The 12739-nt window shown below is 50.3% G+C and carries 11 protein-coding genes and 1 pseudogene; 4 read left to right on the top strand and 8 right to left on the bottom strand.

What is annotated here, in order from left to right; translation table 11 throughout:
* Together NDI52_RS33515 and NDI52_RS33510 are read left to right on the top strand one after the other, a co-directional pair.
* A pseudogene (locus tag NDI52_RS33515) lies at window positions 1–194 on the top strand (IS630 family transposase); the annotation flags it as partial.
* A 141-nt stretch (window positions 195–335) separates the two neighbouring features.
* Window positions 336–680 carry a PAS domain-containing protein gene (locus NDI52_RS33510; protein ID WP_348257094.1) on the top strand — a complete coding sequence of 115 codons (345 nt, stop codon included), beginning with the start codon at window positions 336–338 and terminating at the stop codon, window positions 678–680.
* A gap of 163 nt (window positions 681–843) precedes the next feature.
* On the opposite strand, the gene NDI52_RS33505 is transcribed toward NDI52_RS33510, so the two are convergent.
* From NDI52_RS33505 to NDI52_RS33475, 7 genes are all read right to left on the bottom strand, one after another.
* Window positions 844–1284, bottom strand: coding sequence for an SRPBCC family protein (locus NDI52_RS33505; RefSeq protein ID WP_348257093.1), 441 nt, complete (start codon window positions 1282–1284; stop codon window positions 844–846).
* Window positions 1285–1996: 712 nt separating this feature from the next.
* The gene (locus tag NDI52_RS33500) at window positions 1997–3481 is read right to left on the bottom strand and encodes a class I SAM-dependent DNA methyltransferase (RefSeq protein WP_348257092.1); all 1485 of its coding nucleotides are present in this window, start codon (window positions 3479–3481) and stop codon (window positions 1997–1999) included.
* Between the two features lie 17 nt (window positions 3482–3498).
* Window positions 3499–4056, bottom strand: coding sequence for a hypothetical protein (locus NDI52_RS33495; RefSeq protein ID WP_348257091.1), 558 nt, complete (start codon window positions 4054–4056; stop codon window positions 3499–3501).
* Entirely contained in the window at window positions 4053–4601 is a 549-nt protein-coding gene (locus NDI52_RS33490) for a restriction endonuclease (protein ID WP_348257090.1), read from the bottom strand. Before NDI52_RS33490 ends, NDI52_RS33495 begins: the two co-directional genes overlap by 4 nt.
* Window positions 4602–4701: 100 nt before the next feature.
* Window positions 4702–5601: a pentapeptide repeat-containing protein gene (locus tag NDI52_RS33485; protein ID WP_348257089.1), complete on the bottom strand. Its 900-nt coding sequence runs from the start codon at window positions 5599–5601 to the stop codon at window positions 4702–4704.
* The gene (locus NDI52_RS33480) at window positions 5598–7232 is read right to left on the bottom strand and encodes a restriction endonuclease subunit S (protein ID WP_348257088.1); all 1635 of its coding nucleotides are present in this window, start codon (window positions 7230–7232) and stop codon (window positions 5598–5600) included. The genes NDI52_RS33485 and NDI52_RS33480 overlap by 4 nt, the downstream gene beginning before the upstream one ends.
* The gene (locus NDI52_RS33475) at window positions 7232–9979 is read right to left on the bottom strand and encodes a type I restriction-modification enzyme R subunit C-terminal domain-containing protein (RefSeq protein WP_348257087.1); all 2748 of its coding nucleotides are present in this window, start codon (window positions 9977–9979) and stop codon (window positions 7232–7234) included. The genes NDI52_RS33480 and NDI52_RS33475 overlap by 1 nt, the downstream gene beginning before the upstream one ends.
* A gap of 267 nt (window positions 9980–10246) precedes the next feature.
* Between NDI52_RS33475 and NDI52_RS33470 the strand changes: the two genes are divergently transcribed.
* The gene (locus tag NDI52_RS33470; RefSeq protein WP_348257086.1) at window positions 10247–11104 is read left to right on the top strand and encodes a ParA family protein; all 858 of its coding nucleotides are present in this window, start codon (window positions 10247–10249) and stop codon (window positions 11102–11104) included.
* Window positions 11104–12270 carry a ParB N-terminal domain-containing protein gene (locus NDI52_RS33465; RefSeq protein WP_348257085.1) on the top strand — a complete coding sequence of 389 codons (1167 nt, stop codon included), beginning with the start codon at window positions 11104–11106 and terminating at the stop codon, window positions 12268–12270. Before NDI52_RS33470 ends, NDI52_RS33465 begins: the two co-directional genes overlap by 1 nt.
* 11 nt (window positions 12271–12281) lie before the next feature.
* On the opposite strand, the gene NDI52_RS33460 is transcribed toward NDI52_RS33465, so the two are convergent.
* Window positions 12282–12536: a PDDEXK nuclease domain-containing protein gene (locus NDI52_RS33460; RefSeq protein WP_348257084.1), complete on the bottom strand. Its 255-nt coding sequence runs from the start codon at window positions 12534–12536 to the stop codon at window positions 12282–12284.
* Window positions 12537–12739: the final 203 nt, after the last annotated feature.

Genomic DNA, 12739 nt, shown 5'->3' with positions numbered 1-12739 from the left:
TGGCCGAAACCGAACTCAGTGTTCTAGCTCGGCAATGTTTAGATCGCCGCATTGCCGATGAAGAAGCTTTACAACGAGAAATCCTGGCTTGGGAGGAGCGTAGAAATACCCAATTGCGAACCATCGATTGGCAATTTACGACCGATGATGCGCGGATTGAACTCAAACGGCTTTACCCCTCATTTCAACCTTGACAAACCACTAGATTCTCCATTTCATCCCTTCATTGATCACTGCCAGGAAAAAGTCAGCAGGGGAGTGGGCGTATTAGTCCAGCAGATTGCGTAGAATGTCATGAACGATAACCGCCCTTCAGGCAAGCTAGGGTCATTCAAATGATACGGTCCCCACAGCTACAGGCGGTCTACCAACGGGCATGGATTCTACAACAACGCATGGATGAGCTTCCTGAGGCGCAGAAAGTCGTACTTGTCACTGCTTTAGAAGAACTTCAGGCCGTTTTAGAAGAATTGCAAGCCTCCGAAACAGAACTGCATTATCAGAATCAAGCATTACTTGATACTCGCCAGGCAGTAGAAGCAGAACGCCAACGCTATCAGGAACTCTTTGAGTTTGCGCCGGATGGCTACCTTGTTACGGATGTAAACGGGAAAATCCAAGAAGCAAACTGTGCGATTGCCGCCTTGCTTCAAGGCCTGATTGAAGCGACGCTGTCATAAAGTGCAATTAGGCTGTAACCTTTATCCTATAAGGGTTACAGCACAGTTATTTTGTACTAAAAAATGCCGTCATTTTCCACATTAGCCTCGGCCAAGTAACGAATTTATGTTGTTTCAGGCTCCGAATTAGGGCTAATTGCATCTGGTGACAGCGTCGCTTCAATCAGGCCTCCATTAGCATTTTGAAGCGGGCAAGATCGTCTCCAATTTGCTGTTTTGGATTTTCACCAAATAGCTTGGCAATCGCATCTCCAACGACTCCAGCAGGTGCATCATAGGTTGCGATGACTTTTACCTCAGTCCCCCGATCGCCAGGAGCAGGTTGAAAGTGAACCGAACCAGAATTCGCAATGTCTGCCCCTTCCACTGAAGTCCAGGCAATCATTTCGTTCGGACGATCTTCCGTGATTCTGGCATCCCATTCAACGCTGTTGCCCATCGGTGCGCTAGTAACCCAGTGCGATCGCCCGTCGTCATAGACATTCACACTTTTAAGGTGCCGGGTAAAGCGTGGTAAGTTTTCTAAGTTGTGCCAGAAGCGGTAAAGATCTTCTGCGGATTTCTCAATGGTTACCGTTCTTTCGACTTTGATAGGTTGAGCCATTTCAATGTCCTCATTTGTGAGTGGGCTTCATCTGTTCATCAAACAGATGAAGCATTACTTCATCTGTTTGATGAACAGATGAAGCATTGCTTCAATGTCAGGATTTGCCCCTTCGGCTACGATTTGTAAAAACGTTGAATCGTTATGGGCACATCCCACCCGAATAAACTGAATCAACTTCTCTTGATTTATTTACCGTTTAACCGTACTCACCCAAAACTTCCCCACACCTTAAAGGCTATGCTTGAATTTTCTTTGGTTGGTTTAGTTGTCTTAAGCATAAGAGGCTGGCGCTAAATGTACTCTGTCAAAAGTAATAAGAGGCTAGCGCTGCATGTCCTCTGCCAAAAGTTATAAGAACGTTTGTATCAGATGACTATGAGTATGGCTGATTTCCAGTAGGAGTGATGATTGAAGGGGTGCGATGTAGAAAGTCGAGTGTTTGAGGATTAACTTTAATCCTCAAACACTCGACTTTCTACATCGCACCCCTTCAATCACCCCGTATTGCAGTCCGTTTATCGGTACCACAATCACTTCAGACAGCATTCATTCTTCCCCCCCGCCTTAATTCTCTAATTCCCCCAATTATCTCTATTTCGCTAAACTTACACTAAACTACTGAAGGAAAGGCTCAAGCCTCAAGTTTAGGGAGGATTTTAGTCTTATACCAAGCGGTTCAGAAAAGTTTGGCCGGGGAAGATGAAGCTATTCAAGCGACGGTTTCGTCATCAAGACTGGCTGGGTTGAGGCTTGCAGTGATGTTGTTGAAGAGTTGTAGGGCGGCTTCCAGATCCTCGGAGATTTCGAGGGCGAGGGTATCGGGAGGTGGGAGGTTGTCAGAGTCTTCGAGGCTTTCATCACGGAGCCAGAAGATGTCGAGGTTGGTTTTGTCACGTTGAATCAGTTCTTCGTAGCTGAAGGCCCGGAAGCGTTCTGTTTCCTGGCGGTCGTAGCGATCGCCCACGTTGTAGCACTTCACGAAATCCTCCAGGTGGTGATAGCGGAGGGGATTGGTTTTGAGGGTGAAGTGTTGGTTGGTGCGGAGGTCGTAAATCCAGAGTTTGCTGGTCCAGGAGGTTTCGCTGGCGGGTTTGCGGTCGAAGAAGAGGACGTTGGCTTTTACGCCCTGGGCGTAGAAGATGCCTGTGGGAAGGCGCAGCAGGGTATGAACATCGCAGTCCTTGAGGAGTTTTTTGCGGATGGTTTCGCCTGCACCTCCTTCAAAGAGGACGTTGTCGGGGAGGACGACGGCAGCGCGTCCGTTGATGGTGAGGATGGATTTGACGTGTTGGAGGAAGTTGAGTTGTTTGTTGGAGGTGGTGGCATCGAAGTCTGAGCGCTTGTAGGTGAGGGCTTCTTTTTCGGCTTTGCCTTCTTCGTTGAAGATGGTGATGCTACTTTTCTTGCCGAAGGGGGGATTGGTCAGCACGATCTCGAAGTGATCGCTGGGTTCTGCGGTCAGGCTATCGCCAGTTTCGACGGGGCTGGTATCGCCGCCGATCCCATGCAGGTGGAGGTTCATGGCGCAGAGGCGCACAACTCCATCCGATACATCTTTGCCGTAGAAGGTGTTGAGCTTGAGGGCTTTTTTCTGGGGTTTGTCGAGTTTGTAGTTGCCGGGGTTGGAGAGGAAGCTGTGGGCGACGAGGAAGAAACCGCCAGTTCCACAGGCGGGGTCGCAGATGCGTTCACCGGGCTTGGGACGAATGACTTCGACGATCGCCTCAATCAATTCTCTTGGTGTGAAGTATTGCCCTGCGCCGCTTTTGGTGTCCTGGGCATTTTTCTGAAGGAGTCCTTCGTAAATGTCGCCAGTGACATCAGTACCCAAACCGCTCCAAGTTTCTTCGTTGATGAGTTCGAGCAGGCGTTTGAGCTTGGCAGGGTCTTGAATTTTGTTTTGAGATTTGCGGAAGATCACCCCCAGCATTCCTAATTTTTTACTCAGGCTTTCCAGGGTGTGGCGGTAGTGGGTTTCCAGGTCGTCGCCGTCTTTGCTGCGGAGGGTTTGCCAGTTGAATTCGTCGGGAATGATGGCAGCCTTACCCAAGAGCGTGGTTTGCTCGTTAGCCATTTTGAGGAAGAGCAGGTAGGTTAACTGCTCTACGTAGTCGCTGTAGCTAACGCCATCGTCGCGGAGGACGTTGCAGTAGTTCCAGAGCTTTTGGACGATGGAGGCGGATTCGGTCGGCATTGAGGTATCAACAGAAATCAGGGGTTGGCGGTGCTGACGACACCAGGGGTCAGGCTGGATAGGAAGGAGAGGATGTCCTGGATGAGGGGGTGTTGGCGCAGGGTTTGGAGGCGATCGCCCACTGCCCTCTCCAATGCTTGCTCAATGAACTGCCCCTGAAAATCCGGTAGGTTTTCTAGCAGTTCTTTAGGATGGTGTTGGGCAAGTTGCCACTCCAGGTCGGTGAAGTGCCGCTGGGCAATTTCTTCGACCAGTGCCCGATCCTGGAAAAAAACGGCTTCGATTTCGGGAACGGCGACGGCAATTTTGAAGGGGGTTTTAGCGGCGGCTTGCCGCAGGAGAAAGCCGAGGTCTTGTAGCTGCTCACGGAGACGGGAGAGGTCGTTGGTTTTCGCATCCATGACCAGGATGGTAGGGATGCGCTCTGTAAGGAGCAGTTTTTGAGCCATCGACTCTGCACCATACTCACTTTCGCCGCTCACAAACAGTACCGATCGCAGACTAGATTCAGGCAGGATCTGTCTGAGAATGGCGGCGTGGGAGGGGTCTTTGGTGACGATGTAGGCAAGAGTCATTCAAGCGTCCTCGGTCGGATGTCATAGTTGGGGGTTCCTTGCTCGATACAGACCCGATATTTTAACCGCAAGGATTGGCTAAAACACTGCTGGTCGAGGGCGTAGGCAATTTCGTCCCCAGTCCACAGCAGGATGGTTTGGGGGGCGACGTATCGAGCCAGGATGGTTGCAGCGTAGGTGAACCCGCTGTAGCTAAACACCATCCCAACGGTGGCAGCGGGTCGGCGTAGAAGCTGATTCCGCATTTTAGCGATTGGTTCAATGTTAACCCTATCGGCTAAATCCTTACATTCCACTAAACAGGCTAAGCCGTTGGAGTAGATGACTCCATCGATTTGCTCGACTTCTTCTTCCTCTAAAACGACGCTGTAGGGATAGGTTACCTCGGCATCTTCTAGCTCAAAGGCGCGGAGGATCAAGTATTCAAAGGCTTTTCCAGAATCCCAACCGGGGGTATTGCGGGCGGCGATCGCCTGCCATAGCTCGATCAGTTGCCCTCGGTCATAGGTTTGGATTTGCTGCCGATATTCTGCGTCTGTTGCCATGAATGCAAGGTTAATTTATTGAGATTCGCCATTTGGGGAAGGAATGACAGGAAGTTCAGGTCGTGGGTTCTCCGTTGGTTGACTCTAGCAGGATTAAAAACTAATCACTATAAATAGCTTTCTGCCAGTTCTTTGCTGCTTTTACCTGCTCAACGGTTAAGCCTTTAGCCCCTGTGAGATCTGCATCTTGAAGATCTGCCCCTTGTAAATTACAGCCCTGGAGCTTGGCTTCTTTAAGATTAGCCTCCACCAAGTTGGCATTGCTAAGGTTGGCTTGCTCTAAGTTCGTCTCGCAGAGCGTTGATTTCCGAAATTCGCAGTTTTTCAGGTTGGTGCCAGAAAAGTTACTTTTTCGTAGATCGGAACCATGGAAATAGGTATTACTGTGATCCGAGTCAAAGAAAGCAACTTCTCGGAGATCGTTGTAATTGAGATAAAGCTCCCCATCGATGGGGTCTTTTGTTCTATCTCGGTGTCCCAAAACAGATATGGCTGATTGGACATCCTTCTGATATTTGACTGAGTTTGAGGCCAGCTTTTCCCCTCCCAAACCGCACTTATCCCGCACGAAAGAGGCCAGGATCTCCATAATTGTCCAATGATCTCTGGGGGAGTCTTGAGTAACTCTTAGAAGAGCGTAAATACCTCCAATGCGAACAGAGGTGCTGTCATGGCCTAGCTGCTCAACGGCTTTGGAGAAGCGATCGGTGATGTTTTGTTCTTGAGTAGCCACTAATTGGCGACGGGCAATGATGATATTCCAGAAGATAGCGATGCCGCCCACAACGGTTGCAACTAGCTGGATTAACTCAATTCCTGTCTTCGCACGTTCTTTGGCTTCGATGTTGCCCCAGGACTGGTATATATCAATGCTTGTGGGAATGATGATCGTGGTGACCACGAAAGCAGCGATCGCCAACGCTAACGGAACCGACCATTGGGCTAACGCTGGTTCTATTTGTTGTAGCCATTTTGGGGCTTGAGGGTTGCCATGCTTCATGATTCGGGTTCCTCCACTGAGCCTTGAAACATCTCTAATTGCGGTGAGGAAGCATTGCTCTTGCGGTTCTTTACTGTATTCTTCCGCTTTGCTTTCATTTCTGCTTCTCGTTTGGCTTTCTCGGCTTTGATGCGATCGCACAACACCGAAGCAGGCTCATCATTCGGATCTTGAGGAACAAGCTTACCCTCAAATGCTTGTTTCAAAATACTCTGACGCAATCTTTCTGCACGTTTGAGGTTCTTTTCTATACTCTTTTCGATTTGATTAATAATCGAGAAACACTGCTCTAATTCCTCATGTATCCGCTTCTGTTCAGCAGAAGGTGGCAATTCCAGTGCAAGGTTATTGAGCGTAGTTAGACTCACATTATACTGACCCGCTGATGTTGCAGCAGCACTTTCAATCCACTGCCGAATCCGAGAGTAATGCCATATTTGACTAACCCAGTATGGTAAGTCTTCCGTATTAACAATACGAAAGCGAATTAAATACGAAGCAAAAAAATGTGGTTTTTCATAATTTTGAGTCACTAAAGCTGCTCTACCAATCAAATCTCTACTTCCATTTGTACGAATAACAAGCAAATCTCCAGTAGCAAGGCTATTCGATAGGTTCGAGCTTTTGGCTCCTAGAGCAAACTTGAGATCATCAAGAACAATCTTTCCTTCAACAAGGTTAGGAATTCTAAGAACTGGATATCCAGAAAAGCTATAATCACACTTCTCTGAGGTGCCATAACCACAATCCCAACTTACCTGCTCCAACGATACCCAGATCCACCCATCCGGAAGTTCAGGTAAATCAGCAGTCTTAGGTGGGGTAGGCTCTTTGTATTTCTTCTTCCAGGAGTCGTCTTTGGGGAGTTTGCCTTTGGCTTGCATTTGGGCAAGTTGGTCGGCTTCCCATTTTTCGCGGCGTTCCTTGAGGATGCGATCGCGCAACACACTGGCAGGCTCCAACGTATCGCGGTGGGCTTCCCGCCACTCCTGGGTCAGCTTGCCCTCCACCGCCGCCTTCAACACCGCCTGACGATAGCGCTTCAGCTTCTTCTTCAGTTTTTTCAGTAACTCAACCCCTGCATCCAGTTGAGTAAAAAGCTCCTCGATTTTCTCAACAATTCGTTCTTGTTCACGACGAGGAGGCAAAGGAATCTTGATAGCTCGGATATCATCCAAGCCCAAACCTGTTTTAGTAGCTCCTCGCTGCAACTCTAGAAATTGCTTCTGTGCACCGTATTGAGCCGCTAGGTACCAAGCTAGAAAGGCTGCATTGAGTTTAGGAAAGGGTCTAGCAAGTGCTACATGCTGATTTATGTAAGCCTCCTCAAAATTTTCCGGAACAAGACCGATCATGCCAATATCAGCCGTAATTGAAAGTAAAATATCCCCTTTCTGAACACGGCTTCTAGTCCCTTCGACACCTTGTGGTAGTCTTACTCTCTGAATATCCGTTAAGTCAATTGTGATAGAAGCATGGTTGAGATTACCCATCCGTAGAAAGGCAACGCCTGAGTCAGCGTAATACTGAGCCCAACCTCTTGAACCACTGGTGATAAAACTAAAAACTACATCACCTGTTGTCCAACACCATCCTTCAGGAATCTGAGGCAACCCGTTCTCACTTCCCATTAAGCCGCCAATACCTCATTCAATTCCTGCAAAATCTGCGGCAAATCTGATCCAAACAGTTGCACCGCTTTCAACTGCCCACCTCTGCCATCAAACGGCGTGTACTCAAAATCATCCGCCTCAATGTTCAAGCTTGTGGCAATGTGGTCGCGGATCATCTCCAGCCATTCCCGTTGTTCCCTTGTAAACGAGCGTCCTGCCTGCTCCTGTTGCGTCAGCCAGGTTGCAAACCGTTGATTCACCACCTCAGAAAACGGCTCCAGTACATCAGTTTCACCAATCGCATAGCGTACCAGAGAAATCAGATTCGTCAAAATCTTTTCTGGCTTACCCCGCACTTTCGCCGCTTCCAGTTGTTCATAGGCGTGCCACAACCCCTCCGGCGTGAAATGGTAAGGCGGACGGGCGATCGCCTCCGCCAACTGCCGAATCTGGTCATAGGTAAACTGCCGCTGCCCATAGGGCTGGTTATAGAGAATTTGCAGCGCCGTAATCTCGTCCTTGTGCTGCTCAATAAACTGCCGGAAACTCTCGATGAGCGATCGCGCCCGTTCCGCCGCTGCCGAATCATACCCGGCAAACAACACTTCATCCTGGCTCACCGTGTCGATGGTTTGTTCTTTTTGCGATCGCAACCCATTCAACAGATTCCGTAGCTCTGGGCTATCAAACGGCTCGCAGGCTTCATCCACCAGGTCTTCCGTTGCCCGCTCAATCTCTCCATCCGTAGGAGCCTCCGTCTGAAACTGCGCCTGTGCCCTGGCAATCTGCTGATCCGGGTCTGTCGCCCCCAGCAAACTGCTAATCACCTGGGTCAGCGGTTTCCCCGCTGCCGCCTCCACCTGCTGCCGCTCCCCCTCATCCAGGCGATGGTTCAACCGCGCCAGTCGTCCCGCCAAAGAGGTCAGCACATCCGGTTCCCGGTTGCCCTGGGCGATCGCCAGCATCAACTTGTCAAAAGGCATCGAGCGCTTCCGCTCCAGAGGGCGCGAGTCCGACTTGTCGCTTTCGCACACCCCCACCGCATCCACAATCACAAAATGGGTCTTGCCATCCGAATCCGGCGTGACCGCCTGATACTCTGTCACGCTAATGGTGCGCGTCCCCCGTCCCTTCATCTGCTCAAAGAAGCCTGTCGCCCGCACATCTCGCATAAACAGCAGACACTCCAGGGGCTTGATGTCCGTCCCCGTAGCAATCATATCCACCGTCACCGCAATCCGAGGATAGGGCGAGTTGCGGAAACTGGCGATCAAATCCTCCGGCTTCTCTCCCGTGGTGCGGTAGGTAATCTTCTTACAAAACTCATTCCCCTTACCAAACTCCTCCCGCACAACCTCCACAATATCTTCGGCGTGGGAGTCATCCTTGGCAAAAATCAGCGTTTTGGGCACCCACTCCCTGCCGGGGAAGATTTCCGTGAACAGTCTGTCCCGAAACGTGCGAATCACCGTGCGAATCTGATCCTTCGCCACCACATCCCGATCCAACTGTCGGGAACGATAGGTCAGATCTCCGTCCAGTTGCTCCCAGCGCAGCTTACGGGTGAGGCGATCGCGCCGATCCACATAATAGCCCGCCTCCACCTGGCTCCCCTGCTCCGTAATGCGTGTCTGAATCCGGTACACATCGAAGGGCACATTCACCCCATCGGCAACTGCGCGATCGTGGCGATACTCCATCACCAGATTCTGATTAAAAAAACCAAAGGTCTGGATGGATGGCGTTGCCGTCAACCCAATCAAAAACGCATCGTAATACTCCAACACCTGCCGCCACAGGTTATAAATCGAGCGATGGCACTCATCGGTAATGATGAAGTCAAAATCTTCCAGGGGAAACTGCGGGTTGTAGCGCACCGTTCTCGGCTCCCCGGCTTGTGCCCCCTGGTCAAACAGCGACTCTTCCTCATTGGCCTCGTCAAACTCCTCCTCCCCCTTCAGCATCGAGTAAAGCCGCTGAATCGTCGTAATGCAGACTTTACTGACGCGATCAAGCTTGTTGGAGGTCAACCGCTGCACGTTATACAACTCTGTAAACTTGCGCCCATCATCCGGCGTCACATACTGCTGGAACTCCCGCAACGTCTGCTTGCCCAGGTTGCCCCGATCCACCAGAAACAAAACCCGCCGCGCCCGCGCAAACTTGAGCAGGCGATAGACCGCACTCACCGCCATATAGGTCTTGCCGCTGCCCGTCGCCATCTGAATCAACGCCCTGGGCCGCGAAGCCGCCAGGGAGGTTTCCAGATTTGTAATCGCTTCAATCTGGCAATCCCGTAACCCAGTGGTGAGCAGAGGCGGCATGGAACGGAGGCGCGATCGCAACGTATCCTCTTCGTCTAACCACTCTCGCAATGTCTCTGGCCTGTGGAAAGCAAACACTCGGCGCGATCGATAATCCGGGTCTCGCGAGTCCCGAAACATCGTCTCCACCCCAGTACTTTCATAGGCAAAGGGCAAAATCTCGTGATACCGCTTCAGCACATCCGGCAACCCAGCCTGATACTTGGCCGACTGATCCGCCACGCCGCTGAGGGTCGTCCCCACCGCCTTCGCCTCAATCACCCCTGCCGCTTTGCGCTTGATAAACAGCATATAATCCGCAAAGCCCGTCTTCAGGGGATACTCCCGCACCGCAACCCCCAGCCCAGCACCCAAATTCAATTCACTATAAGACTGAACCTGCCAACCAGCATCGGTCAAAAGCTGGTCAATGAGTTGCCGTGCCTGTTCTTCCGGCTTCATGGGAAAGACGTACCATGATGTTTTCCACTTATTCTGCCCTTATCTCCCAATATCAGCACCTCTAAACACAATTTTTATTCGCTCAAACCGTAGGGTCAGTAAATTGCCAAACTTCTTACGAAAAAATCAGGTCTAGAAGCCAGGTCTTTTCGTAAGAAGTTTTCTGTACAAAACCAAGGATTTATCGGTCTGGCTCGATGAATTGCCTGTACCATAACGTTACGGTACATCTTTTGTACCGTAACGTTATGGTACATATTCAGACTCATGCCTAAAGCTGCTCAGCAAGTCAGAATTGCGATTGAGAGCAATACCGGAGGTTCTGGAAAGACAACACTGGCAACCCATCTGGCTTATGCGTTGGGGAAGAAGGGATACAAAGTCGTCCTCATAGACCTCGATCAGAATGGGTCGCTAAGCCTGTTCACGGGCAACGCAGCTACGCCTCAACGGGAAGAATCCGTTGCGAAGGTTTTTGATTCAGATTTTCGGGGAGAGTATCCGTTAGAGCCTATCTGGAAAGATTATGTAGAAAACGTTCAGGTCATTGAGGGTGGGGCACCGCTCGAAGATGTCATTCGGGGACTGCACCTCTATGAACGCAAGTACGAAGTCCTTAAGGACAAGTTAGAAGATTATCCCCTCGATGCAGATGTTGTCATTCTAGATACACCTGCCTCGCTAGAGCCGATGGGCTTAATAGCCCTTGCAGCATCCACTCATATCCTGGTGCCCTTAAAGCCAGAGTATAAGGATTCGTTTGGGGCAGCGGGGATGGTCAACTGGTTCTATCAGAAGATCGAAGCTCTGCGATTGCGGCCAAAACCTGAGATCTTGGGGTTTGTGCCGTCGCGGGTCAATGTGGCTAAGTTTGCGGCACATCGTAATTTATTAGGGCTGGACAGTAAAGGAAAGCCCAGAACGGATATCGATTTGACCGATACCATTCCTTACCAACTCGGACAAATGGGAATTACTTGTTTCCCTCCTATCAAAGAGTCGGGTTTCATCTTGAGTGCCAGTGGAACAGGGCTGCCTGTTCAGGTTTACCAGCCTGGGGATGCGATCGTGAAATTGTTTGACCCGATTGTGGCGCGTATCATCAATCTTGTGAAAGGGAAGTAATGCCAAGACCTAAACCCATTGGAGCCAGCCAGATCTTTGCAGAGGCGGGCCAAACTCAGAAAGTTCACCAGCTATCAGGCCGGGTCGAAGAACTGGAAGCTGAGATTGTTCGGCTCAAGAGCCAGGAATTAGCTAGCCAGGAAAAGTTAGAACTAGAGGCAAAAATTCAGGAGTTGACCCAGCAGCTTTCTGCCCAGGGTGGGGTTCAGGAAATTGAAATTATGCGGATGGAGCGTAACATTTTCCAGCCCCGGCAGACATTTCCTCAGAGTGAACTGAGAGCCTTTGCCGAGCTACTGAAAGAAGAGGGACAGCATACCCCAGTCATTCTGTTTCCCTGGAATGATGGGTATTTGATTTTTGATGGGGAGCGGCGGTGGCGGGCAGCCCCGCTTGTTCCTTGGACGACCTTGAAGGCCGTTATCATTCCGCTGGAGTCGGAAGAGATTAATCTTCAGGAAATTCAGAGCCAGGCTTTATCGACCTCCATTCACCGGAAAGATCTGCACCCCCTCGACCTGGCAGAGTGCCTCATTAACCAGATTGTTTTTCGTAATCCAGAGATTGAGGAGGAGCGCGATCGCATTCCCACCATCCTCAATACTTGCTTGCAACGGATTAAGCGAAACAAACGACTTTCGGATTTAGCAATCATCACCACGGCTCCACGGGAGGAGCAGAAGGAATGGCTGGAGTCGATTGAACTGAAACAGGTAGCAGAACTAAAGATCTTGCAGACACTGCTGGACTATCAACTAAACCCATCTTCTATCAGCACGAATATTTTCCCGATGTTGGCGATCGCCAATGACCTTAAGGATGTGGTTCGGGAATTTGGTTTAGATGCCAGTAAGGTTCGCGAACTGAACAAACTTTCGGCTGAAAAGTTGAACCTGGGTACAGCGAAAGCCACAAAGGTAAGAACACAGGCTGCCAGAAAGGTGGCAGTAGAAAACCTATCGCTGAAGGAAACCCGTGATCTGGTTAGTGAGTTGTTGACTTCCCATAACGCCGAACAACAAGTGGCTTACAGTCAGTCTCAACGGGCTATCAAGACGCTGCAAACCATTTCTGTCGAGGGGTGGCAACCCGATGAAATCCAGTCATTAAAGCAAGCCTTAGAAGCCAAGCTGGCAGAGCTTGAGCAAATCTCAAAATCACTATAGGTTGTGTCAGTTCATGCGTCTGGTTCATCCTGAGCCAGATCTGAGAGGGCAGCCTCCATTTCTAGTTCAAGTTGTTCGACAGTTGGTAGGCTCTCCTGGAGTTGGGCTAGCAGTTGATGAGTAGCCACGGCCATCGGAGTATTGATGTTTCGCAAGGCGTATTCGGCGATCGTGCGATCCTTTGAACGGCATAGAACGATGCCAATGGTAGGGTTATCACTTGGGTGGCGCAGCAGGTCATCGACAGCAGAGATATAGAAATTCATCTTACTTCAACCGTTCTCCAGGGATTTCTGTGCGTATCACACCGGTTGGTCTGGATCTTTTACCTTATCCAGTAAGACCTGATTATGCCGCCAATCGGGATAGGGGAAGGACTTACGCCTCCTCCCCTCCCACACCACCGGGCATACGGGTCCGTACCACGGCGGTTCAACGGACTTGGTCTCTACCTAGCTAAACTGGGAAT

Source organism: Leptolyngbya sp. PL-A3, from assembly GCF_039962325.1.
In the GTDB taxonomy this organism is placed as follows: domain Bacteria; phylum Cyanobacteriota; class Cyanobacteriia; order Elainellales; family Elainellaceae; genus Vacuolonema.
Note: the sequence above shows the minus strand (reverse complement) of the source record. Positions and strands in the feature narration are given on the sequence as shown.